This window comes from Pseudomonas sp. DrBHI1, assembly GCF_002205115.1.
GTDB lineage: Bacteria > Pseudomonadota > Gammaproteobacteria > Pseudomonadales > Pseudomonadaceae > Aquipseudomonas > Aquipseudomonas mosselii.
This window is the reverse complement of record NZ_NIBE01000009.1, coordinates 61,517-85,460: the sequence shown is the minus strand read 5'-3', so window position 1 is coordinate 85,460 and position 23,944 is coordinate 61,517. Positions and strand designations below refer to the sequence as shown.

Below are 23,944 nucleotides of genomic sequence, written 5' to 3'. Positions count from 1 at the left end.
ACGAGAACGTGCAGGCGATGGTCGAAGACACCTCGCTGGGCATGGCCCACGACCTGTCCCCATGGGGCATGTACAAGAACGCCGACGTGGTGGTGAAGGCCGTGATGATCGGCCTGGCCATCGCCTCGATCATCACCTGGACCATCTGGATCGCCAAGGGCTTCGAGCTGATGGGCGCCAAGCGCCGCCTGCGTGGCGAGATCGCCGCCCTGAAGCGCTCGGTGAGCCTGAAAGAGGCCAGCGAGGTGTCGAACAAGGAAGGCACCCTGGCCCACATCCTGGTGCATGACGCCCTCGAAGAAATGCGCCTGTCGGCCAATGCCCGCGAGAAGGAAGGCATCAAGGAACGCGTCAGCTTCCGCCTGGAGCGCCTGGTAGCCGCCAGTGGCCGGACCATGAGCAGCGGCACCGGCGTACTGGCTACCATCGGTTCCACCGCACCGTTCGTCGGTCTGTTCGGCACCGTTTGGGGCATCATGAACAGCTTCATCGGCATCGCCAAGACCCAGACCACCAACCTCGCCGTGGTCGCCCCAGGTATCGCCGAAGCCCTGCTGGCCACCGCCCTGGGCCTGGTCGCCGCGATTCCGGCCGTGGTCATCTACAACGTCTTCGCCCGCTCCATCGCCGGCTACAAGGCACAGGTGTCCGACGCCTCCGCCCAGGTCCTGCTGCTGGTCAGCCGCGACCTGGACCACCAGGGCAGCGAGCGCGCCGCCCCGCACATGGTGAAAGTGGGGTAAGCCATGGGCCTGCATCTCAACGAAGGTGGCGACGACCTCGCCGAGAACCACGAAATCAACGTCACGCCGTTCATCGACGTAATGCTGGTGCTGCTGATCATCTTCATGGTCGCGGCCCCCCTGGCCACGGTCGACATCAAGGTTGACCTGCCCGCCTCGACCGCGAAGCCCGCGCCGAGGCCCGAGAAGCCGGTGTTCGTCAGCGTCAAGGCCGACAAGAAGCTCTACCTCGGCGACGACGAGGTGGCCCAGCGCGACCAGCTTGGCGCCATGCTCGACGCCAAGACCAAGGGCGACAAGGAAACCACCATCTTCTTCCAGGCTGACAAGGGCGTCGATTACGGCGACCTGATGGAAGTGATGAACACCATGCGTGCCGCCGGCTACCTCAAGGTCGGCCTGGTCGGACTCGAGACGGCAGCCAAGAAATGACGAAAACGCGCTCAAACATGGCGCGCTACGGTGGCAGCCTGGCGATCGTGCTGGGCGTGCACGCGGTCGCCGTGCTGCTGACGCTCAACTGGTCGGTGCCCCAGGCCCTCGAGTTGCCGCCGGCAGCGATGATGGTCGAGCTGGCACCGCTGCCCGAGCCCGCGCCGCCGCCGCCACCCAAGGCCGCCCCGAAGCCGCCGACGCCGGTCGAGGAACCGCCGCTGCCGAAGCTGGCAGAGGCGCCGAAGCCGAAGATCGCCATCCCCAAGCCGCCCAAGCCCAAGGCCAAGCCACAGCCGCCCAAGCCCGAGAAGAAGCTTGAGCCGCCGAAGGACGAGCCGCCAGCCAAGGACGACGTCGCGGACACGCCGCCGAGCAACACGCCACCGCAGAAGTCGGCGGCGCCGCAGCCGAGCATCGCGTCCAACAGCAATGCCCTGCCGAGCTGGCAGAGCGATCTGCTGCGCCACCTGGCCAAGTACAAGAAGTACCCCGAGGACGCTCGCCGTCGCGGACTGCAGGGCATAAACCGCCTGCGCTTCGTCGTCGACGCCGAAGGCAAGGTGGTCTCGTACGCGCTGGCCGGCGGTTCCGGCAGTGCGGCGCTTGACCGGGCCACGCTGGAGATGATCCGCCGTGCCGGCGCGGTGCCAAAGCCTCCGGCGGAGTTGCTGAACAATGGCACGATCGAAGTCGTTGCGCCGTTCGTCTATTCGCTGGACCGACGCTGACGTTTTTGTTTCTGTCACAAAACGGCAAGTCTGATAACGTGCGTCTATCGATTGCAGCCGCTATGCTGGGGCCGCAACTTCATGGACGCACGTTATGACCCTCACCGAACTTCGCTACATCGTCACCCTCGCGCAAGAGCAGCACTTCGGCCACGCGGCCGAGCGTTGCCACGTCAGCCAACCGACCCTGTCGGTGGGCGTGAAGAAGCTCGAGGACGAACTCGGCGTGCTGATCTTCGAGCGCAGCAAGAGCGCGGTGCGCCTCACGCCGGTCGGCGAGAGCATCGTCGCCCAGGCGCAGAAGGTGCTGGAGCAGGCCCAGGGCATCCGCGAGCTGGCCCAGGCCGGCAAGAACCAGCTGACCGCGCCGCTCAAGGTCGGCGCCATCTACACCGTCGGCCCCTATCTGTTCCCGCACCTGATCCCGCAGTTGCACCGCGTGGCGCCGCAGATGCCGTTGTACATCGAAGAGAACTTCACCCACGTGCTGCGTGAAAAGCTGCGCAACGGCGAACTGGACGCGGTGATCATCGCCCTGCCGTTCAACGAGGCCGACGTGCTGACCTTGCCGCTGTACGACGAGCCGTTCTGCGCCTTGATGCCGGCCGACCACCCGTGGACCGCCAAGGACACCATCGACACCGCCATGCTCAACGACAAGAGCCTGCTGCTGCTCGGCGAGGGCCACTGCTTCCGCGACCAGGTGCTCGAGGCCTGCCCGACGCTGAACAAGGGCGGCGAGGGCTCCAAGCACACCACGGTCGAGTCCAGCTCGCTGGAAACCATCCGCCACATGGTCGCATCGGGCCTGGGCGTGTCGATCCTGCCGCTGTCGGCGGTGCACAGCCATCATTACGCGCCGGGCGTCATCGAAGTCCGCCCGCTGACCGCGCCCGCACCGTTCCGCACCGTTGCCATCGCCTGGCGCGCCAGCTTCCCGCGGCCGAAGGCCATCGAGATCCTCGCCGACTCGATCCGCCTCTGCTCGGTGGCCAAGCCGCCGGTGGAACAACCGGCCTGAACCCATGACCGAGCTGTCGAACGTCCCGGTCACCACGCTCAAGGGCGTAGGCGATGCCATGGCGGAAAAACTCGCCAAGGTCGGCCTGGAGAACCTGCAGGACCTGCTGTTCCACCTGCCGCTGCGCTACCAGGACCGCACCCGCGTGGTGCCCATCGGCCAACTGCGTCCGGGCCAGGACGCGGTGATCGAGGGCGTGGTCAGCGGGGCCGACGTGACCATGGGCAAGCGCCGCAGCCTGGTGGTGCGCCTAGGCGACGGCAGCGGCACGCTGAGCCTGCGCTTCTACCATTTCAGCAATGCGCAGAAGGAGGGCCTCAAGCGTGGCACCCACCTGCGCTGCTATGGTGAAGCCCGCCCCGGCGCCTCGGGGCTGGAGATCTACCACCCGGAATACCGGGCGCTGAACGGCGACGAAGCACCGCCGCCGGTCGAACAGACGCTGACACCGATCTACCCGACCACCGAAGGCCTGACCCAACAGCGCCTGCGCCTGCTCTGCCAGCAGAGCCTTGGCCTGCTCGGCCCACGCAGCCTGCCCGACTGGCTGCCCGACGAGCTGGCCCGCGACTATCAGCTGGCGCCGCTGAGCGACGCGATCCGCTACCTGCACAACCCGCCGGCCGACGCCGATCTCGACGAACTCGCCGAAGGCCATCACTGGGCCCAGCACCGCCTGGCCTTCGAAGAACTGCTGACCCACCAGCTGTCGCAACAGCGCCTGCGCGAAAGCCAGCGAGCCCTGCGCGCGCCGGTACTGCCCAAGGCTACGCGCCTGCCGGCACAGTACCTGGCCAATCTCGGCTTCAGCCCGACCGGCGCCCAGCAGCGGGTCGGCAACGAAATTGCCTACGATCTCAGCCAGCACGAGCCAATGATGCGCCTGGTGCAAGGCGACGTGGGCGCCGGCAAGACCGTGGTCGCCGCGCTGGCCGCCCTGCAGGCTCTGGAAGCGGGTTACCAGGTCGCCCTGATGGCGCCCACCGAGATCCTCGCCGAACAGCACTACCTCACCTTCAAGCGCTGGCTCGAACCGCTGGGCATCGAGGTGGCATGGCTGGCCGGCAAGCTCAAGGGCAAGGCCCGCGCCAGCGCCCTGGAGCAGATCGCCAATGGTGCGCCCATGGTGGTCGGCACCCACGCACTGTTCCAGGAGGAGGTGCAGTTCAAGCACCTGGCCCTGGCGATCATCGACGAGCAGCACCGGTTCGGCGTGCAGCAGCGCCTGGCCCTGCGCAAAAAGGGCGTCATGGGCCAGCTGTGCCCGCACCAGCTGATCATGACCGCCACGCCAATCCCGCGCACCCTGGCGATGAGCGCCTATGCCGACCTGGACACCTCGATCCTCGACGAGCTGCCGCCCGGGCGCACCCCGGTGAACACCGTGCTGGTCGCCGACAGCCGTCGCTTCGAGGTGGTCGAGCGGGTCCGCGCCGCCTGCGCCGAAGGCCGCCAGGCCTATTGGGTATGCACCCTGATCGAAGAGTCCGAGGAACTCACCTGCCAGGCCGCCGAAAGCACCTTCGAGGAACTGGGCAGCGCCCTGGGCGAGCTGCGCGTGGGCCTGATCCACGGACGCATGAAGCCCGCAGAAAAGGCCGCGGTGATGGCCGAGTTCAAGGCCGGCGACCTGCAACTGCTGGTGGCCACCACGGTGATCGAGGTCGGCGTCGACGTGCCCAATGCCAGCCTTATGATCATCGAGAACCCCGAGCGCCTGGGCCTGGCCCAGTTGCACCAGTTGCGCGGCCGGGTCGGTCGGGGCAGCGCGGTGAGCCACTGCGTGCTGCTCTACCACCCGCCGCTGTCGCAGATCGGCCGTGAGCGCCTGGGCATCATGCGGGAAACCAACGACGGATTCGTCATAGCAGAGAAGGACCTGGAGTTGCGCGGCCCGGGCGAGATGCTCGGGACCCGCCAGACCGGCCTGCTACAGTTCAAGGTCGCCGACCTGATGCGCGACGCCGACCTGCTGCCAGCCGTGCGCGACGCCGCCCAGGCCCTGCTGGCACGCTGGCCCGACCACGTCAGCCCGTTGCTCGACCGCTGGCTGCGCCACGGTCAACAATATGGCCAGGTGTGACGTCCGTCCCATAATGGATCCAGCTTGGCGGCCAGGCTGGTTATACTTCGCGTTTAAAGAATGATTGGATACAGGCCATGACTGAAGTTGCCCTGGATACCGCAACCCTACACGCACCGTCTGTCATCCGGCTGTTGCTCGACAAGCTCGGCGTCAGCTTCCGCGAGGTGCCCGAGCACCCGGGGCTGCCGGCCGCCTCGCGGGTGCAGGCCGTGCTGCTCGATGACGAGATCGGTGCCTTGATGGTGCTGTTCCCGCAAAGCCAGTTGCTGGACCTCAAGCGCCTCGAGGAACTGACCGGGCGCAAGCTCAAGGCCGTGCCGCTGGAGCGCCTGAAGCAGATGCTCGACAAGCATCACCTCAAGGCGCTGCCGGCGATTCCCGCCCTGACCAGCTCGCCATGCCAGTACGAGAAGAGCCTGCTCGACAACGAGACGCTGCTGATCCAGTCCGGCGAAACCGGCCTGCTCCTGGAAATCGGCAGAACCGCCTTCAAGAAGATGCTGTTCAAGGCCAGCGCCAGCACGTTCGGCCAGCAGATCAGCGAGATTCGCCTCAGTTTCGACCAGTTGGACGGCCCTCCCAAGGAAGTCATCCGCGCCGTCCAGGCCTTCACCGCCCGTCGCATCCAGCAACGCCTGGAACAGACCATCGAGATTCCGCCGCTGGCCGACACCGCGCAAAAGATCATCAAGCTGCGCGTCGACCCCAATGCCAGCATCGACGACATCACCGGCGTGGTGGAAACCGATCCGGCCCTGGCCGCGCAGGTGGTCAGCTGGGCTGCCTCCCCGTACTACGCCTCACCCGGCAAGATTCGCTCGGTGGAAGACGCCATCGTCCGCGTGCTGGGCTTCGACCTGGTGATCAACCTGGCCCTGGGCCTGGCGTTGGGCAAGACCCTGAGCCTACCCAAGGACCACCCGCAGCAGGCCACGCCATACTGGCAGCAGTCGATCTACACCGCCGCGGTGATCGAGGGCCTGACGCGCGCCATGCCACGTGCCGAGCGCCCGGAAGCGGGCCTGACCTACCTGGCCGGCCTGCTGCACAACTTTGGCTACCTGCTGCTGGCCCACGTCTTCCCACCGCATTTCTCGCTGATCTGCCGTCACCTGGAGGTCAACCCGCACTTGTGCCACAGCTATGTGGAACAGCACCTGCTGGGGATCAGCCGTGAACAGATCGGGGCCTGGCTGATGAAGCTGTGGGACATGCCCGATGAGCTGTCCACAGCCCTGCGTTTCCAGCACGATCCGGCGTACGACGGCGATTATGCGGCATTCCCCAATCTGGTGTGCCTGGCGACGCGCCTGCTGCGCGCCCGGGGGATCGGTTCAGGGCCCAAGGACGAGATCCCGGATGCCCTGCTCGAGCGCCTGGGGCTGAGTCGGGAGAAGGCTGAAGAGGTGGTGAACAAAGTGCTGGAGGCCGAGGCCCTGCTGCGCGAGCTGGCGTCGCAGTTCCACGCGCCGCACTGAGAGGTGGGGCGCCCTGCGCCCCTTTCGCCGGCAGGCCGGTTCCCACAGGGATGGTGCAAGCCTGCGCATCATGGGAACTGGCTGCCAATGCAGGTCCGGCGATTTCAGGCCTTCTTCTTCGGCTTCAGGTACTTCATCAAGCCCTGGAACCAGATCACCAGCGCCGGATTGCCCTTGATCTGGATGTTCTTCTCCTGGATCCCCTGCATGAACGCCAGCTGCTTGTTACCGGCTTGCAGCGTGGCAAAGCCATAAGCGGCGTCCTTGAACGCGATGGCGAAGGCCGGCTGCGGGTGCAGGCCGCCCTTGCTGCTGATGCGCAGGTCCTTGACGATGAAGTGCCGGGCAACCTTGCCGTCGAGCGTCTGCATCTGGAAGACCAGGTCCTTGTCCTGCAGCTGCTGCTGGAACGCCGGGTTGTTGCGGCTGGCCTTGGCCATCAGCAAGCCCATGGCCCAGAGAAGAAAGCGAAACTTCATCAACACGCCTCGAATGAAAAGTGACTGAGTCGCGCAGTTTATCCGTTTCTCGCCCTGTTTATGCAAGTTCGCCGCATTTGCTTACCAGAAACGCAACGGGCGCCTCCAGGCGCCCGTCGGGTGAAGCTGTCCGGTCACTTTTTCTTGGCAGGCTTGGCAGGTACGTTGACGCTGTCACGCAGGCCCTTGCCAGGTTTGAAGGCGACAGTGTTGCTGGCCTTGATCTTGACCGGCTCGCCGGTCTGCGGGTTCTTGCCGGTGCGGGCGCCACGGTGGCGTTTTTCGAAGGTGCCGAAACCGACCAGGGTGACGGTGTCCTTATCGAGCGCGCCGGTGATGCTGTCGAGAATCGCGTTCAGGACCTGGTTGGCCTTTTCCTTGGTCAGATCGGCCTTTTCGGCGATGACGGCGGCGAGTTCTGGTTTACGCATAGTGAAGCCTCTTTGACGGGATTTCTTGTTGTTATGCCGTGCTGCCGGAGGGAGCAGCGTTCAAGGCACCGCAGGCTCTAGGCTGCGGCAGACGCCAGTGAGGATGGCACGCCCACCGGGGCCGCGCCAGTATCTGGGCGGCCATTGTCGCGGCAAGAACAGGATAATTCCGACAGAACGCCCGCCATTTACGCCATCAAGGGCGGCAACTGGCGATTCAGCGCCAGTTTCTCCATGACCGCGCCGCCGGTCAGGGCATAACCCAGCAGCTGGCCATCGGCGCCGTGGCAGAGCACTTTCAGGTCGGCGCCGCTGCCCTCGACCACCCAGCTGCCCTCGTGGCCGGGCGGCACCGGGGATACCACCAGCGGACAGGCCGGGGTCTTCACGGTAACCGGCATCGGGCCGTAGGCCACCGCGGTCGGGTTGCCGGCCAGGGTCTGGGCCAGGGCACGGGCGCAGGTCATCAGCGGCATGACGTACAGCAGGTTGATCCCGTCGACCTCGGCGCAGTCGCCCAAGGCGAAGATATTGGCGTGGGAGGTGCGCAGCTGGCGGTCCACCACCACCCCACGGTTGACCTGCAACCCCGCCGCTGCCGCCAGGTCGGTGCGCGGGCGCAGGCCGATGGCCGATACCACCAAGTCACAGGGAATCACGCTGCCATCGGACAGGTGCGCATCGAGCGCCTCGCCTGCGCGTTGCAGACGGGTCAGCACCGGACCGAGATGGAAGCGCACGCCCAGCCCTTCCAGCCCCGCCTGCACGGCTGCGGCGGCAGCCGGATGCAGCAGGGTCGGCATCACCTGCTCACAGGGGGCGACGACCTGGCACTGCAGGCCGCCGAGGCTGAGGTCGTTGGCGAATTCGCAACCAATCAGACCGGCCCCGAGGATCAGCACCCGCTGCTTGCCCGCGGCGGCGGCGCGAAAGCGTGCGTAGTCTTCCAAGTCGTTGATCGGGAAGATCAGCTCGCCCGCATCGCCTTCGACCGGTACCTGCACGGTCTGCGCGCCCCAGGCCAGCACCAGATCGCGGTATTCCACCGCCTCCTCGCCGATCCACAGGCGCTTGTGGCCTGGGTCGATGCCGCTGATGCGGGTGTGGGTGCGAATCTCGGCCTTGAGCTGCTCGGCCATGGCACCCGGTTCGGCCATGCACAGGCCGTCGGCGTCCTTCTGCTTGGCGAAGCCGGTGGACAGCATGGGCTTGGAGTAGGAGCGACCGTCGTCGGCGGTGATCAACAACAGCGGCGTGTCGCCGTCGAGCTTGCGAAACTCTCGCGCCAGGTTGTAGCCGGCAAGGCCGGTACCGATGATCACCACGGGGGACGTCATGTCGTGCGTTCCTTTTTCAAGCCAGGGTTGCGATCAGCCGATGGCGATCATTTCGAAATCACTCTTGCCGACGCCGCAGTCGGGGCACAGCCAGTCTTCCGGTACGTCCTCCCAGCGGGTGCCAGGGGCGATGCCGTCGTCCGGCCAGCCTTGGGCCTCGTCGTAGATCAGGCCACAGACAATACATTGCCACTTCTTCATTTACTGCTGTTCCTCGGTCAGGCTACAGGGTGCGTTGCAATTGATGGCATCGGCGCGGGGCAAGCCCGCAAGGAGACCACCGTGCAATCTCTGGTCGGCTTTTGTACTGGCCCTGCTGGCAGTATGCAAGCCACGATGGCAAACATGCTAAGCTCGCCGCCTCTCTGGCCTGTATCAAGCATACCGACGTGCCGTACGAAACCCCGCAAGCAGCCGCGGTCGCGTGGCTGGCGTATCCGCAGCTGGCGCCCCCCCTCGACCAGCCGACCCTGGGCTGGCTGTTCGACGAAGGCTCCCTGACCCGTCGCCTCACCCGTCTCTCACACGACCACTTCAGCGTCACCCCCCTGTTCGAGGGCTGGCAGCCCCTGCGCGACGACGAATGCGCCGCCTTGGGCCTTGCCCTCGGCGCGCAGGGCTGGGTCCGCGAGGTCTACCTGCGCGGCCATGGCCAGCCGTGGGTGTTTGCCCGCAGCGTGGCCAGCCGCACGGCGCTGGAACGCGGCGGGCTGGACCTGGAGACCCTGGGCAGCCGCTCGCTGGGCGAACTGCTGTTCTGCGACCAGGCGTTCGTCCGCCATCCGATCGAAGTGTGCAGTTATCCACAGTGCTGGCTGCCCGTGGAGGTCGCCAGCGCCGGGTTGTGGGGACGCCGCTCGCGCTTCGAGCGGGACGGCCTCGACCTGCTGGTGGCCGAGGTGTTCCTGCCCGCCCTGTGGCATGCGGCCAAGGAGGAGAACCGCTGATGTACCTGCAACTGCTCAAATCGCTCAACCGTGTGCACCCACGAGCCTGGGACTTTATACAGCTGAGCCGCATGGACCGCCCGATCGGCATCTACCTGCTGCTGTGGCCGACGCTGTCGGCGGTGTGGATCGCCGGCAACGGCTCGCCGACCCTGGCCAACGTGCTGATCTTCGGCCTCGGCGTGGTACTGATGCGCGCCGCAGGCTGCTGCATCAACGATTTTGCCGACCGCAAGGTGGACGGCCACGTCAAGCGCACCGCCGACCGCCCGCTGGCCAGCGGCCGGGTGAAACCCCGCGAAGCGCTGGTGCTGTTCGCCCTGCTGGTGGGGCTGAGCTTCCTGCTGGTGCTGTGCACCAACGCCACCACGGTGTGGCTGTCGTTCGGCGCTGTCGCCCTGGCGTTCTGCTACCCGTTCATGAAGCGCTATACCTACTACCCGCAGGTGGTGCTGGGCGCGGCGTACTCTTGGGGCATCCCGATGGCCTTCACCGCTGCGGGCGGCGAGCTGCCGGCCAGTGCCTGGCTGCTGTACATCGCCAACCTGCTGTGGACAGTGGGCTACGACACCTACTACGCCATGGTCGACCGCGACGACGACCTGAAGATCGGCGTGAAATCCACCGCCATCCTGTTCGGCGAGGCCGACCGGGTAATCATCCTGACCTTGCAGTTGCTGTCGCTTGGCTGCCTGCTGCTGGCGGGCAACCGCTTCGAGCTGGGCGGCTGGTTCCACTTGGGGCTGCTGGCGGCGGCGGTGTGCTTTGCCTGGGAGTTCTGGTCGACGCGCAAGCTGGATCGGGAGTCGTGCTTCAAGGCGTTTCTGCACAACCATTGGGCGGGGATGCTGATCTTTGGCGGGGTGGTGCTGGATTACGCGTTACGCTGAAAGCCTTTGGGGCTGCTTTGCAGCCCTTCGCGACACAAGACCGCTCCTACAGGGGGCCCACTTACCTGTAGGAGCGGCCCTGTGCCGCGAAAGGGTCGCAAAGCGACCCTGGCAATCTCATGGCTTGGCGATATGCCAGACGCCCTTCATGCCATCGCCGGTGGTCTCCCCGGCCTTCTTGTCCTTGACGAAGGTGTACAGCGGCTTGCCGTCATAGGCCCACTGCATCGAGCCATCATCTCGGGTGACGTGGGTCCACTTGTCCTTCGGCGCCTCATCGTCCTTCTTCACCATCAACGGCGGCCAGTTCTTGGCGCACTCGCCGTTGCACATGGACTTGCCGCCAACATCCTTGTCGAAGGTGTACAGCGTCATGCCGTCATGATCGACCCACATGCCGTCCTTTTCCATGGCGTGATGAGCCGACGCCACCCCCGGCACTGCCAGCGCAGCGCAAAGGGCCATCCAGCTCAGCGTATGTCGTGTCATTGGAATCACCATTGTTTCGGGGTTGGATTGAATGTCCACACCGCCTTCGCGGCCCCCTGAAGCCTAGTCCAGTCACGTAATGTCGCCAGAACGGCCAACACCCTGTCACACAGCTGCAATAATTCCGTTATCTAATGCGGGCCAAGACACCGTTCCTGGGAGAGGTAATTGAGCATGGTTGGCAGAAACATTCTGATCGTCGACGACGAAGCGCCTATCCGAGAGATGATCGCCGTTGCATTGGAAATGGCCGGCTATGACTGCCTCGAGGCCGAAAACTCGCAACAGGCCCACGCCATCATCGTCGACCGCAAGCCGGACCTGATCCTGCTCGACTGGATGCTGCCGGGCACCTCGGGCATCGAGCTGGCCCGCCGCCTCAAGCGCGACGAGCTGACCGGCGACATCCCGATCATCATGCTCACCGCCAAGGGTGAGGAGGACAACAAGATCCAGGGCCTGGAGGTCGGCGCCGATGACTACATCACCAAGCCGTTCTCGCCCCGCGAGCTGGTGGCGCGCCTGAAGGCCGTGCTGCGCCGCACCGGCCCGAGCGACAGCGAGGCGCCAATCGAAGTCGGTGGCCTGCTGCTCGACCCGATCAGCCACCGCGTGACTATCGACGGCAAGCCGGCCGAGATGGGTCCCACCGAATACCGCCTGCTGCAGTTCTTCATGACCCACCAGGAGCGCGCCTACACCCGTGGCCAGCTGCTCGACCAGGTCTGGGGCGGTAACGTCTACGTCGAGGAACGCACCGTCGACGTGCACATCCGTCGCCTGCGCAAGGCGCTGGGTGAAGCCTATGAAAATCTGGTACAAACCGTCCGCGGCACCGGCTATCGCTTCTCGACCAAGAGCTGATCGAAGCCCCGGCGCCCGCTGTACAAGGACTGTCAATTGAACCAGAACTGGCACGCGACCCTGATTCGCCACATGCTCCTGCTGATCACCGTCTGCCTGATCGGCGGGCTGGTCAGCGGCTACTATGGCTGGAGCCTGGCCATCGGCCTGGCCCTGTATTTGGGCTGGACGTTGAAGCAACTGCTGCGTCTGCACGACTGGCTGCGCAACCACCAGCCCGACGAGGCGCCACCCGACGGCTACGGCCTGTGGGGCGAGGTGTTCGACAGCATCTACCATCTGCAGCGCCGCGACCAGCGCGTGCGCGGCCGCCTGCAGGCGGTGATCGACCGGGTCCAGGAGTCCACCGCCGCCCTGCGCGACGCGGTGATCATGCTCGACAGCGAAGGCAACCTGGAGTGGTGGAACCGCGCCGCCGAGACCCTGCTGGGCTTCAAGACGCCGCAGGACGGCGGCCAGCCGGTGACCAACCTGGTGCGCCATCCGCGCTTCAAGGAGTATTTCGAGTCGGACAACTACGCCGAGCCGCTGGAGATTCCGTCGCCAATCAACGACCGGCTGCGCGTACAACTGCACCTGACCCGCTACGGCAACAACGAACACCTGATGCTGGTGCGCGACGTGACCCGTATTCACCAGCTGGAACAGATGCGCAAGGACTTCGTCGCCAACGTTTCCCACGAGCTGCGCACGCCGCTGACGGTGATCACCGGTTACCTGGAGACGCTGCTGGACAACGTCGAGGACGTGAACCCGCGCTGGAACCGCGCCCTGCAGCAGATGAGCGCGCAAGGCTCGCGCATGCAGACCCTGCTCAACGACCTGCTGCTGCTGGCCAAGCTCGAGGCCACCGACTACCCCTCCGACAACCAGCCCGTGTTGGTCGACACCCTGCTCGGCGCCATCAAGAACGATGCCCAGGCCCTGTCCGGCCCGCGCAATCAGCGCATCAGCCTGGAGGCGACGCCTGGCATTCGTCTAAAGGGCAGTGAGTCTGAGCTGCGCAGCGCGTTCTCCAACCTGGTGTTCAACGCGGTCAAGTACACCCAGGACGAAGGCAATATCCGCATCCGCTGGTGGGCCGACGAACAGGGCGCGCACCTGAGCGTGCAGGACTCGGGGGTGGGGATCGAGGCCAAGCATCTGCCACGCCTGACCGAGCGCTTCTACCGGGTCGACTCCAGCCGAGCGTCGAACACCGGCGGCACCGGGTTGGGGCTGGCGATCGTCAAGCATGTGCTGATGCGCCATCGCGGGCGGCTGGAAATCAGCAGCGTGCCGGGGCATGGCAGCACCTTTACCTGCCACTTTGCGCCGGCGCAATTGGTCGCAAACAAAGCCTGACAGTAACGGGGCTGCTTTGCAGCCCTTTGCTTTTACGGCTCCAGCCGCTACATTGGATCCCCCGTGCCAGCCATCGCTGGCACTTTTTTTCTCTCCATTGCAAAGACGGACCCCGTAAAAACTCCATCATGGACCCTTCCCCTGGTATCAGCCTCACCTCGTTGTTCGCCGATTTCGGCATGATTCTCTTCGCCTTGTTCCTGGTGCTGCTCAACGGCTTCTTCGTTGCCGCCGAGTTCGCCATGGTCAAGCTGCGCTCCACCCGAGTCGAAGCCATCGCCGAGCTGCACGGCTGGCGTGGCAGCATCCTGCGCAAGGTGCACAACCAGCTCGACGCCTACCTGTCGGCCTGCCAGCTGGGCATCACCCTCGCCTCCCTGGGCCTGGGCTGGGTCGGCGAGCCGGCCTTCGCCCACCTGCTCGAGCCGCTGCTGGCTGCCGTGGGCGTGGACAGCCCGGAGCTGATCAAGGCGATCTCGTTCTTCGTCGCCTTCTTCGTGATCTCCTACCTGCACATCGTCGTCGGCGAGCTGGCGCCCAAGTCCTGGGCGATCCGCAAGCCCGAGCTGCTGTCGCTGTGGACGGCCGTGCCGCTGTACCTGTTCTACTGGGCGATGTACCCGGCCATCTACCTGCTCAACGCCAGCGCCAATACCATCCTGCGCATCGCAGGCCAAGGCGAGCCCGGGCCGCACCACGAGCACCACTACAGCCGCGAGGAGCTCAAGCTGATCCTGCACTCCAGCCGCGGCCAGGATCCGAGCGACCAGGGCATGCGCGTGCTGGCCTCGGCCGTGGAGATGGGCGAGCTGGAAGTGGTCGACTGGGCCAACTCCCGCGAGGACATGGTCAGCATCGACGCCCATGCGCCGCTGAAGGAAATCCTCGCCCTGCTGCGCCGCCACAAGTTCAGCCGCTACCCGTTGTATGACGCCGAGCGCGAGGAATTCACCGGTCTGCTGCACATCAAGGACCTGCTGCTGGAGCTGGCCGAGCTGGACCACCTGCCCGAGACCATCGACCTTGAAGACCTCGCCCGCCCGCTGGAGCGCGTGTCGCGGCACATGCCGCTGTCCCAGTTGCTGGAGCAGTTCCGCAAGGGCGGCGCGCACTTCGTGCTGGTGGAGGAAGCCGATGGCAAGGTGATCGGCTACCTGACCATGGAAGACGTGCTGGAAGTACTGGTCGGCGATATCCAGGACGAACACCGCAAGACCGAGCGCGGCATCCTCGCCTACCAACCCGGCAAGCTGCTGGTGCGCGGTGATACGCCGCTGTTCAAGGTCGAGCGCCTGCTGGGTGTCGACCTGGACCATATCGAAGCGGAAACCCTGGCCGGCCTGGTCTACGAGACCCTCAAGCGCGTGCCCGAGGAAGAGGAAGTACTCGAGGTCGAAGGCCTGCGCATCATCATCAAGAAGATGAAAGGTCCGAAGATCGTGCTGGCCAAGGTGCTCAAGCTCGATTGATCCTTTGGGGCCGCTTTGCGGCCCCAAAAGCCTCAAGGGTTGCCGGCAGTGAAATCCGGCAACCCGTTAATCGGTCGGTCGAACTGGTACGGTATCGACTCCAGCGCCAATCCCACATTGCGCTGCACCACGAAATGCAGGTGCGGCCCGCTGCTGTTGCCGGTGTTGCCCGATTTGGCAAGCGCCTGTCCCTGGGCCACCCGCTGCCCCTCGCCCACCACCACCGAACCACGCATCAGGTGCAGGTACACGCCCATGGTGCCGTCAGGGTGCAGGATCCTGACGAAATTGCCCGCCGGGTTGTTGCCCCGCCCGCTCTGGTTGTTCTCGATCTTCACCACCACCCCACCCCGCGCCGCGATAATCGGTGTGCCCTCGGGCATGGCGATGTCCATGGCGTAGCGGCCCTTGGGCCCGAAATGGCTGAACCGGCCATTGGGGCCCTGGCTCAGGCGAAACGGTCCGCCCTTCCAGGGAAAGGGATAGCGATAGCCCTGCGGGCGCTGCCCTGGGTCGCCCATGGCATAGCGAAACTGGGTGTCGTACCTGAGGCTGCCCCCCTGACGGGCCTGGACCACACTGAGCACCTGGGTCGAGCGCGGCGGCACCAGGCGCCGGACGATACGCGGGGCATTACCGCCCTGGGCATTGGCCAGGCGCTCCACACGCAGCTCCACCTCCATGGGTACGAACAGTTCATTGCGAGCGACAAAGCGCACGCCACCGGCAAAGGGCTCGGTTTTCAGGCGAACCTGGCCATCCAGGCGCTCGACCATGGGCTCACGAAACACGAAGGCCTTGGCCCCAGGGCTCGGGCGATCGGAATAGGAGACCACGCCGAAGGTGTCGGTGGTCTTGTAGACGGTCATGGCCAAGCTCGACGCCGAGGCCGTGAGCAAGGCACAGAACAGCAGGAGGCGGGCGGGCGGCATGATAGTGGCTTTTTGACAGTTGTGTTCTGTCGAAGCCTAGCAGCCGAATTTGAGAGGGATATGACAGTTGGTCGGGCGAAGTGCCGGATGGGTAACGTGGGAGCGGGCTTGCCCCGCGATGACGACGGTGGCCATACCATCGCTATCGCGGGGCAAGCCCGCTCCCACAAAATCCGCTCCGACCTGTCGCGGTGCTCAAGCGGCCATCAAGCCCCGGGCGTGAAGTGCTTCTGCGCCGTGCCGCGGGCAATCAGTCGCGACAGGTAGTCGAGCTTCTGCGCATCCTGGTCGACGAACTTGAAGGTCAGTTGCAGCCAGTCGCTCTCAGGCTTGGGCTCCAGCGCCGCAATAGCGTGCAGGTAGCCATTTAGCCGCGCCGTTTCGGCATTCTCGCCTTGCTCCAGGTCCAGCACCGCGCCTTCGAGCACCTGTGGCAGGTTGGTGCCGCGACGCACCACCAGCAGGGCTTCCTTGAGGCTCAGGGCCTTGATCATGCACGGCTGGGTTCCGCTGGACAGCCGCAGTTGGCCTTGACCACGACCAGCCTGGGCCGCCGCAGCGGCGGTCTTCGGCGTGGGGGCGTTGATCAGAGGCTTGGCCGCCGCGGCCACAGGCGCGGCGGCGGGTGCGGTTACCTTGGCCGCGTCTGGACGACCGCCGGTCAGGGCGCTGAGCGAGTCGTTGGCGAACGCCGAGTTGACTCGCGCCGGCGCGCTGGACATCAGGCTGTCGAGCTTGCCGATCTTGGTCAGCGACTTCTTCACCTTGGTCAGCAGCTGCTCGTTGGTGAACGGCTTGCCGACGAAATCGGACACACCGGCCTGGATAGCCTGGATCACGTTTTCCTTGTCACCACGGCTGGTCACCATGATGAACTGCATGGTCTTCATCTCTTCCTGCTGGCGGCACCAGGTCAGCAGTTCAAGGCCGGACATCTCCGGCATCTCCCAGTCGCACAGGACCAGGTCGAAACGTTCCTTGCTCAGCATGGCCATGGCCTTGCGGCCATTGACCGCGTCCTCGATCACCATGCCGGGGAAGGCATTGCGCAGGCACTTCCTCACCAGGTCGCGGATGAACGGGGCATCGTCCACGACCAGCACATTCACTTTACTCATCGATATTCCTCTTGAATCCCGGCTAGCATACCGCCGACTGATGGCCATTTGCCAAACCACTGGTCACGCCGGGACTTCTCACACGGTTCGCGGGTGCCTGCTGGTGCTCGACCGCAAACGAAAACGCCCGGCGGTTGCCGGGCGTTCATGCTCGGGAGCAATCCTATTTATCGTCCGGTTCAGCCGGAACATTAGCGATTTCGCCCTCATCGAACGCTTCGCCCTGCACCTCGGCCTTCATGCGCTTAAGGCCCATGTGGCGCACGTCGGTGCCGCGCACCAGGTAGATCACCAGCTCCGAGATATTGCGCGCGTGATCGCCGATGCGCTCCAGCGAACGCAGGGCCCAGATCACGCTGAGCACGCGGGAGATCGAGCGCGGGTCTTCCATCATGTAGGTGACCAGCTCGCGCAGCGCGGTCTTGTATTCACGGTCGATGGTCTTGTCGTACTGCGCCACCGACAGCGCCAGGTCGGCATCGAAACGGGCGAAGGCGTCCAGCGCGTCGCGAACCATGTTGCGCACCTGGTCGCCGATGTGGCGCACTTCGACGTAGCCGCGCGGCGACTCGCCTTCCTCGCACAGCTGGATGGCGCGGCGGGCAATCTTGGTCGACTCGTCGCCGATGCGCTCCAGGTCGATCACCGACTTGGAGATGCTGATGATCAGGCGCAGGTCGGAGGCCGCCGGCTGGCGACGGGCGAGGATGCGCACGCACTCCTCGTCGATGTTGCGTTCCATCTGGTTGATCTGTTCATCGACCTCGCGCACCTGCTGGGCGAGGCCCGAATCGGCCTCGATCAGCGCGGTGACGGCGTCGTTCACCTGTTTCTCGACCAACCCGCCCATGGCCAGCAGGTGGCTGCGCACCTCCTCGAGTTCGGCGTTGAACTGCTGGGAGATGTGGTGGGTAAGGCTTTCTTTGTTGATCATCGTTTCGCTCCGCGAAGCAGCTGCAAGCTTCTAGTCTTTCGTATCGTTCCCTGGCAAGAAGAATCCATTGTGGGAGCCTGCCCCCACGGGTCGCCCCCTAGCCATAGCGACCGGTGATGTAGTCTTCGGTCTGCTTTTTCGCCGGGTTGGTGAACAGGGTGTCGGTGTCACCGAATTCGACCAGTTTGCCCATGTACATGAACGCGGTGTAGTCCGAAACGCGGGCCGCCTGCTGCATGTTGTGGGTCACGATGACGATGGTGTACTTGGATTTCAGTTCGTAGATCAGCTCCTCGACCTTCAGGGTCGAGATCGGGTCCAGCGCCGAGCACGGTTCGTCGAGCAGCAGCACTTCAGGCTCCACGGCGATGGTGCGGGCAATCACCAGACGCTGCTGCTGACCACCGGACAGGCCCAAGGCCGAGTCGTGCAGGCGATCCTTGACCTCATCCCACAGCGCCGCGCCCTTCAGCGCCCACTCGACGGCTTCGTCGAGCACACGCTTCTTGTTGATGCCCTGGATGCGCAAGCCATAGACCACGTTCTCGTAAATGGTCTTGGGGAACGGGTTGGGCTTCTGGAACACCATGCCCACGCGACGGCGCAGCTCGGCCACGTCCTCGCCCTTGCGGTAGATGTTGCTGCCATACAGGTTGATGGCGCCTTCCACGCGGCAGCCGTCGACCAGGTCGTTCATGCGGTTGAACGTCCGCAGCAGGGTGGACTTGCCGCAGCCGGACGGACCGATGAAGGCTGTCACGCGCTGCTTGGGGATGTTCATGCTGACGTCGAACAGCGCTTGCTTGTCGCCGTAGAACAGGGACAGCCCGGGAACTTCGATGGCCACGGTCTCTTCGGCCAGGCGCAGGCTCTGCTTGTCGCGGCCCAGGGCCGACATGTCGATGCCGTGGGCGTGGGATTCATGCTGCATGGTCAACTCCATACGCTATCAATTCGTTTCAAAGGGCCGCCCGCTGTTCGGGCGGCACGCTTGCAATCAGGATCAGTGGTCGAGGGCCTTGTACTTCTCGCGCAGGTGGTTACGGATCCACACCGCCGAGAGGTTGAGGGTGGCGATCACCAGCACCAGCAACAGCGCGGTGGCGTACACCAGCGGCCGCGCGGCCTCGACGTTGGGGCTCTGGAAGCCGACGTCGTAGATGTGGAAGCCCAGGTGCATGATCTTCTGGTCCAGGTGCAGGTACGGATAGTTGCCGTCCACCGGCAGCGACGGCGCCAGCTTCACCACACCCACCAGCATCAGCGGGGCCACCTCACCGGCGGCGCGGGCCACGGCGAGGATCATGCCGGTCATCATGGCCGGACTGGCCATCGGCAGGACGATCTTCCACAGGGTCTCGGCCTTGGTCGCGCCCAGGGCCAGCGAGCCCTCGCGCACGGTGCGCGGAATTCGCGCCAGGCCTTCCTCGGTGGCCACGATCACCACCGGTACCGCCAGCAGCGCCAGGGTCAGCGAGGCCCACAGCAGGCCGGGGGTGCCGAGGGTCGGCGCCGGCAGCGACTCTGGGAAGAACAGCCGGTCGATCGAGCCGCCCAGCACGTAGACGAAGAAGCCCAGGCCGAACACGCCATAGACGATCGCCGGAACGCCGGCCAGGTTGTTCACCGCGATGCGGATCAACCGGGTCACCGGGCCCTGCTTGGCATACTCGCGCAGGTAGACCGCGGCCAGCACGCCGAACGGGGTGACGATCACGGCCATGATCAGGGTCATCATCACGGTGCCGAAGATGGCCGGGAAGATACCCCCCTCGGTGTTGGCCTCACGCGGGTCGTCGCTGAGGAACTCCCACACCTTGGCGAAGTAGGCCCCCATCTTGGTCAGGCCGGACATGGCGTTCGGCTGGATGGCGTGGACCACCTTGCTCAGGTTGATCTCCACCTCGCGACCATTGCCGTCGCGGGCGACCAGGCTGTCGCGGGCAAAGGCCTGGTGCAGGCCGGTCAGGCGCTCCTCGATGGCCTTGTAACGGTTGTTCAGCTCGGCACGTTCAGCGTCCATGTCGGCCTGGGCGGCGGCGTCCAGCTTGCCGTCCAGTTCCAGCTTGCGGCCGTGCAGGCGCAGGCGCTCGAGGCCATGGTTGATGGCGCCGATATCCTTCTTCTCCAACTTCACCAGCTGGTCGTTGAGCTCGCTGGCGCGCTGGAGGCGGGCCTGCAGCTCGTTCCAGGCCTCGGGGCCCTGGGCGACCACGCGCCCCTCTTCCTTGACGCTGACCAGGTAACCGTAGAAGTTGCCCCACTCACGGCGTTCCAGGGCGATCAGGTCGGCAGGCTTTTGCTGGTCCACCAGCCACTCGCCGACCACCCAGGTGAAGTCACTGCCGTTGAGGTCGCGGTTACCGACCTTGATCAGCTCTCGGGTCATGAACTCCGGGCCCTGCTCGGGCACCGGCAGGCCGGCGCCCTTGAGGCGTTCGCGCGGTACTTCTTCTTTCTGCACCACTTCACCGATGACCACGTGGTCGGCCTGGCCCGGCACCTTGTAGGTGGCCTGGACCAGGTCGGCCGGCCAGAAGTGGCCCAGGCCGCGCACGGCGATCACGGCCAGCAGGCCGACGGTCATGATGACCGCCATGGCGACCGCGCCACCACTGATCCAGACGCCGGGGGCGCCGCTCTTGAACCAGCCTTTGAGGGAATCCTTTTTCACGGATCTCTACCTTTCTATCAAAGCGACGAGTATTTCTTGCGCAGGCGCTGGCGAATCAGCTCGGCCAGGGTGTTCATCACGAAGGTGAACAGCAGCAGCACGAGGGCAGCGAGGAACAGCACACGATAGTGGCTGCCGCCGACTTCCGATTCGGGCATTTCCACGGCCACGTTGGCGGCCAGGGTGCGCATGCCCTCGAACAGGTTCATCTCCATCACCGGCGTGTTGCCGGTGGCCATCAGCACGATCATGGTCTCGCCCACCGCACGGCCCATGCCGATCATCAGCGCCGAGAAGATGCCCGGGCTGGCGGTGAGGATGACCACGCGGGTCAGGGTCTGCCACGGCGTGGCGCCCAGCGCCAGCGAACCCAGGGTCAGGCTGCGCGGCACGCTGAACACGGCGTCTTCGGCGATGGAATAGATGTTCGGGATGACCGCGAAGCCCATGGCGATACCGACCACCAAGGCGTTGCGTTGGTCGTAGGTGATGCCCAGGTCGTTGCTGATCCACAGGCGCATGTCGCCCTTGAAGAACCAGCTCTCGAGGAACGGGCTCATGTACAGGGCGAACCAACCGATCACCAGGATCACCGGGATCAGGATCGCCGCTTCCCAGCCATCCGGGATGCGCAGGCGGATCGACTCCGGCAGGCGGCTCCAGCTGAAGCCGGCGAGCAGGATGCCGATCGGCATGATCACGAACAGGCTGAACACGCCCGGCAGGTGGCCTTCCAGGTACGGCGCGAGGAACAGGCCGGCGAAGAAGCCGAGGATCACCGTCGGCATCGCTTCCATCAGCTCGATCACCGGCTTTACCTTGCGGCGCATGCCCGGGGCCATGAAGTAGGCAGTGTAGATGGCGGCGGCAATCGCCAGCGGCGCGGCCAGGATCATCGCGTAGAACGCGGCCTTGAGCGTGCCGAAGGTCAGCGGCGACAGACTCAGCTTGGGCTCGAAGTCGGTGTTCGAGGCGGTCGACTGCCAGACGTATTTAGGCTCGTCGTAGTTCTCGTACCAGACCTTGCCCCACAGCGCGCTGAAGGAGATCTCCGGGTGCGGGTTGCGCAGGCTTAGCGGCAGCAGCTTGCCGCCTTGCTCGATGATGATGCGGTTGGCGCGTGGCGACAGGGCCAGCACGCCCGCGCCTTCGGCGACCGGCTCGACCAGCAGGGTGCGGTGTGCGGTGCTGTGGAACACGCCCAATTTGCCTTCGCTGTCCAGGGCGATGAAGCCCTTGCGGCGCTCTTCGGCGTCGATCTGCACCACCGGGGCCTTGCCCAACTGGAAGCTGCGGATCAGCTTGAGGCGCGACTCGCCATCCGGGTCGCGGGCCATGAACCACTGGCTCAGGCCGCCCTTGGAGTCACCGAAGATCAGCGAGATGCCGCCGACCAACTGGGCGGTCGCGGTGATTTCGGCGTTGCCGTCTTCCAGCAGCTTGTAGCGGCCATTGAGGCTCTTGTCGCGCAGGCTGAACACGTCGGCGGTGGCACGGCCGTTGACCACGTACAACCACTGCTGGCGCGGGTCGATGAAAATATTCTTCACCACCTCGGTCATCTGCGGCAGTTCGATGCGGCTCTGCTCGATGGTGACCTCGTCGGTCATCATGTTCTCGGTGCGCGACAGTTCGATCACCTGCAGGTGCGCGCCGGTGGAGCCGGCCAGCAGCAACGTGTCGCCACTGACGTTGACGCTCACGTGTTCCAGTGCGCGGCCCTGGTCATCCAGGGTGAACAGGTCCTGACCATAGGGGTAGTCGATACCCGGGTCGATGGTCTTCTTGTTGTCCGGATAGGTGATCTTGTAGGTGTGGTGGAACACCAGCGCCTGGCCGTTGGACAGGCCCAGCACCACCAGCGGACTGCCGGGCTGGTCGGTGCTGATCGAGCTGACCTGGGCGCCCGCGGGCAGCGGCAGGTCGACGCGCTTCAATTCGTTACCCGTCTTGGTGTCGAAGAACAGCGCCTGGCCCTTGTCGGAAACACGCATGCCCACGAGGTTCTGCTCCTCGAGGGCGATCATCAGGGGTTTGCCGGCGTCCTGCTGCAGCCAGGTCGGCTCCAAGGCCTTTTTGCTGGTCAACTCGGCGCCCTGGAACAGCGGCAGCACCACGTAGGCCAGGTAGAAGAAGATCAGCGTGATCGCTGCCAGCACGGCAAGGCCGCCCACCAGGACGTACCAGCGGGTCAGACGGTCCTTGAGGGCGCGCAGGCGGCGCTTGCGTTGCAACTCGGGCGTATTGAAATCAATGCGCACGGGAGGAGAATTTTGGGTCATTGTGGAGTTGGCCAGATCATTCATGCGCACACCCTAGCGGTCCCGTATGACAAAAACATGACAGTGCAGTGACGCAAAAAAGCCCGCCGCTCAGGAGCCCTGGCTTCGGACTAGGGAATTCGTGGGAGAGGCCGGCATTGTTGGCACCGGCCTCGTCCTCAGTTACTTACTTCTTTGCAACGTTACCCGCGTGGGACAGGCCCAAGTCGGCCAGGGTCTTGTCGACCACCTTGGCTGGCAGCGGGATGTAACCGTCCTTCACGACAACTTGCTGGCCGGCCTGCGACAGCACCAGCTTGACGAACTCGGCTTCCAGCGGGGCCAGAGGCTTGTTCGGCGCCTTGTTGACGTAGACGTACAGGAAGCGCGACAGCGGGTAGGTACCGTTCAGGGCGTTGGCTTCGTTGTCTTCGACGAAGGCGCCCCCTTCTTTCTTGGCCAGGGCCACGGTCTTGACGCTGGCGGTCTTGTAGCCGATGCCCGAGTAGCCGATGCCGTTCAGCGAGGAGCTGATCGACTGCACGACCGAGGCCGAGCCAGGCTGCTCGTTGACGTTAGGCTTGAAGTCGCCTTTGCACAGGGCTTCTTCCTTGAAGTAGCCGTAGGTGCCCGATACCGAGTTGCGGCCGAACAGCTGGATCGGCTTGTTGGCCAGGTCGCCGGTCACGCCGACGTCACCCCAGGTCTTGATCTCGCTCTTGCCACCGCACAGGCGGGTGGAGGAGAAGATGGCGTCGACCTGGGCCATGGTCAGGCCCTTGATCGGGTTGTCCTTGTGCACGAACACGGCCAGGGCGTCGACGGCGACCGGGATGGCGGTCGGCTTGTAGCCGTACTTCTGCTCGAAGGCCTGCAGCTCGACGTCCTTCATCTTGCGGCTCATCGGGCCCAGGTTGGCGGTGCCTTCGGTCAGCGCGGGTGGCGCGGTGGAGGAGCCGGCGGCCTGGATCTGGATGTTTACGTTCGGATATTCCTTCTTGTAGGCCTCGGCCCACAGGGTCATCAGGTTCGCGAGGGTGTCGGAACCGACGCTGGAGAGGTTGCCCGATACACCGGTGGTCTTGGTGTAGGTCGGGATTGCAGGATCGACAGCGGCGACCGCATTGGCGGCAGCGACGCCAGCGGCGGCAAAGGTCAGGGCCGCCATCAAACGCTTCAGTTTCATGCCTTGCTCCTAGCAGGAATATCGTGGGTTGTGAGATGGAACGGGCCCAAGTATCTGCAGGCCGCATGAACACTCTATGACTTGAATATGACAATTGG

Annotated in this window: 23 protein-coding genes; 11 read left to right on the top strand and 12 right to left on the bottom strand. The window is 64.9% G+C overall.

From position 1 onward, the window contains the following. From exbB to CC207_RS01625, 6 genes are all read left to right on the top strand, one after another. Positions 1–743: tonB-system energizer ExbB (gene exbB / locus CC207_RS01650; RefSeq protein WP_088851475.1), on the top strand; the 743-nt coding region annotated here is incomplete at its 5' end. Between the two features lie 3 nt (positions 744–746). Then, the gene (gene exbD / locus CC207_RS01645; protein ID WP_023632733.1) at positions 747–1,175 is read left to right on the top strand and encodes a TonB system transport protein ExbD; all 429 of its coding nucleotides are present in this window, start codon (positions 747–749) and stop codon (positions 1,173–1,175) included. Continuing rightward, positions 1,172–1,906, top strand: a complete 735-nt coding sequence (locus CC207_RS01640) for an energy transducer TonB (protein WP_088851473.1) — start codon at positions 1,172–1,174, stop codon at positions 1,904–1,906. Before exbD ends, CC207_RS01640 begins: the two co-directional genes overlap by 4 nt. Before the next feature lie 94 nt (positions 1,907–2,000). Further along, positions 2,001–2,927, top strand: coding sequence for a hydrogen peroxide-inducible genes activator (locus CC207_RS01635; protein WP_028689956.1), 927 nt, complete (start codon positions 2,001–2,003; stop codon positions 2,925–2,927). 4 nt (positions 2,928–2,931) lie between these two features. Then, positions 2,932–5,010 (top strand): ATP-dependent DNA helicase RecG, encoded by a 2,079-nt coding sequence (recG, locus tag CC207_RS01630; protein WP_028689957.1) that lies wholly within the window; start codon positions 2,932–2,934, stop codon positions 5,008–5,010. Between the two features lie 77 nt (positions 5,011–5,087). Then, entirely contained in the window at positions 5,088–6,491 is a 1,404-nt protein-coding gene (locus CC207_RS01625; RefSeq protein WP_088851472.1) for an aminoacyl-tRNA deacylase and HDOD domain-containing protein, read from the top strand. A gap of 104 nt (positions 6,492–6,595) precedes the next feature. Here the strand turns inward: CC207_RS01625 and CC207_RS01620 are convergent, their stop codons facing one another. The 4 genes from CC207_RS01620 to CC207_RS01605 form a co-directional block, all read right to left on the bottom strand. Next, the gene (locus tag CC207_RS01620) at positions 6,596–6,970 is read right to left on the bottom strand and encodes a hypothetical protein (protein WP_050707542.1); all 375 of its coding nucleotides are present in this window, start codon (positions 6,968–6,970) and stop codon (positions 6,596–6,598) included. A gap of 134 nt (positions 6,971–7,104) precedes the next feature. After that, a complete protein-coding gene (locus CC207_RS01615; protein WP_028689960.1) occupies positions 7,105–7,401 on the bottom strand; it encodes an HU family DNA-binding protein in 297 nt (98 codons plus the stop codon). Between the two features lie 188 nt (positions 7,402–7,589). Next, complete coding sequence (locus CC207_RS01610; RefSeq protein ID WP_028689961.1) at positions 7,590–8,738, bottom strand: NAD(P)/FAD-dependent oxidoreductase; 1,149 nt, start codon at positions 8,736–8,738, stop codon at positions 7,590–7,592. Positions 8,739–8,771: 33 nt separating this feature from the next. After that, complete coding sequence (locus tag CC207_RS01605) at positions 8,772–8,939, bottom strand: rubredoxin (protein WP_028689962.1); 168 nt, start codon at positions 8,937–8,939, stop codon at positions 8,772–8,774. A gap of 188 nt (positions 8,940–9,127) precedes the next feature. Between CC207_RS01605 and CC207_RS01600 the strand changes: the two genes are divergently transcribed. Together CC207_RS01600 and ubiA are read left to right on the top strand one after the other, a co-directional pair. After that, positions 9,128–9,685, top strand: a complete 558-nt coding sequence (locus tag CC207_RS01600) for a chorismate lyase (RefSeq protein ID WP_088851474.1) — start codon at positions 9,128–9,130, stop codon at positions 9,683–9,685. Beyond that, a complete protein-coding gene (gene ubiA / locus CC207_RS01595) occupies positions 9,685–10,575 on the top strand; it encodes a 4-hydroxybenzoate octaprenyltransferase (protein ID WP_028689964.1) in 891 nt (296 codons plus the stop codon). The genes CC207_RS01600 and ubiA overlap by 1 nt, the downstream gene beginning before the upstream one ends. A gap of 117 nt (positions 10,576–10,692) precedes the next feature. On the opposite strand, the gene CC207_RS01590 is transcribed toward ubiA, so the two are convergent. After that, on the bottom strand, positions 10,693–11,064 hold the full coding sequence (locus CC207_RS01590) for a hypothetical protein (RefSeq protein ID WP_088851471.1): 372 nt from the start codon (positions 11,062–11,064) through the stop codon (positions 10,693–10,695). Positions 11,065–11,238: 174 nt separating this feature from the next. Between CC207_RS01590 and phoB the strand changes: the two genes are divergently transcribed. The 3 genes from phoB (at position 11,239) to CC207_RS01575 (ending at position 14,741) form a co-directional block, all read left to right on the top strand. Beyond that, positions 11,239–11,928: a phosphate regulon transcriptional regulator PhoB gene (gene phoB / locus CC207_RS01585; protein ID WP_003253341.1), complete on the top strand. Its 690-nt coding sequence runs from the start codon at positions 11,239–11,241 to the stop codon at positions 11,926–11,928. A gap of 72 nt (positions 11,929–12,000) precedes the next feature. Next, entirely contained in the window at positions 12,001–13,272 is a 1,272-nt protein-coding gene (phoR, locus tag CC207_RS01580) for a phosphate regulon sensor histidine kinase PhoR (protein ID WP_232108952.1), read from the top strand. Positions 13,273–13,400: 128 nt separating this feature from the next. After that, a complete protein-coding gene (locus tag CC207_RS01575; protein ID WP_028689967.1) occupies positions 13,401–14,741 on the top strand; it encodes a hemolysin family protein in 1,341 nt (446 codons plus the stop codon). A gap of 32 nt (positions 14,742–14,773) precedes the next feature. On the opposite strand, the gene CC207_RS01570 is transcribed toward CC207_RS01575, so the two are convergent. The 7 genes from CC207_RS01570 to CC207_RS01540 all read right to left on the bottom strand — a co-directional run bounded on the left by CC207_RS01570 (position 14,774) and on the right by CC207_RS01540 (position 23,846). Beyond that, on the bottom strand, positions 14,774–15,673 hold the full coding sequence (locus CC207_RS01570; protein ID WP_028689968.1) for a M23 family metallopeptidase: 900 nt from the start codon (positions 15,671–15,673) through the stop codon (positions 14,774–14,776). Between the two features lie 206 nt (positions 15,674–15,879). Then, positions 15,880–16,791: a response regulator gene (locus tag CC207_RS01565; protein ID WP_028689969.1), complete on the bottom strand. Its 912-nt coding sequence runs from the start codon at positions 16,789–16,791 to the stop codon at positions 15,880–15,882. Between the two features lie 163 nt (positions 16,792–16,954). Continuing rightward, positions 16,955–17,725, bottom strand: a complete 771-nt coding sequence (gene phoU / locus CC207_RS01560) for a phosphate signaling complex protein PhoU (RefSeq protein ID WP_023630537.1) — start codon at positions 17,723–17,725, stop codon at positions 16,955–16,957. Positions 17,726–17,822: 97 nt separating this feature from the next. Then, on the bottom strand, positions 17,823–18,656 hold the full coding sequence (pstB, locus tag CC207_RS01555; protein WP_028689970.1) for a phosphate ABC transporter ATP-binding protein PstB: 834 nt from the start codon (positions 18,654–18,656) through the stop codon (positions 17,823–17,825). Positions 18,657–18,728: 72 nt separating this feature from the next. Next, the gene (pstA, locus tag CC207_RS01550; RefSeq protein ID WP_028689971.1) at positions 18,729–20,399 is read right to left on the bottom strand and encodes a phosphate ABC transporter permease PstA; all 1,671 of its coding nucleotides are present in this window, start codon (positions 20,397–20,399) and stop codon (positions 18,729–18,731) included. A gap of 17 nt (positions 20,400–20,416) precedes the next feature. After that, complete coding sequence (locus CC207_RS01545) at positions 20,417–22,705, bottom strand: ABC transporter permease subunit (RefSeq protein ID WP_028689972.1); 2,289 nt, start codon at positions 22,703–22,705, stop codon at positions 20,417–20,419. A 142-nt stretch (positions 22,706–22,847) separates the two neighbouring features. Next, positions 22,848–23,846, bottom strand: coding sequence for a phosphate ABC transporter substrate-binding protein PstS (locus CC207_RS01540; RefSeq protein WP_011536436.1), 999 nt, complete (start codon positions 23,844–23,846; stop codon positions 22,848–22,850). Positions 23,847–23,944 lie beyond the last annotated feature (98 nt).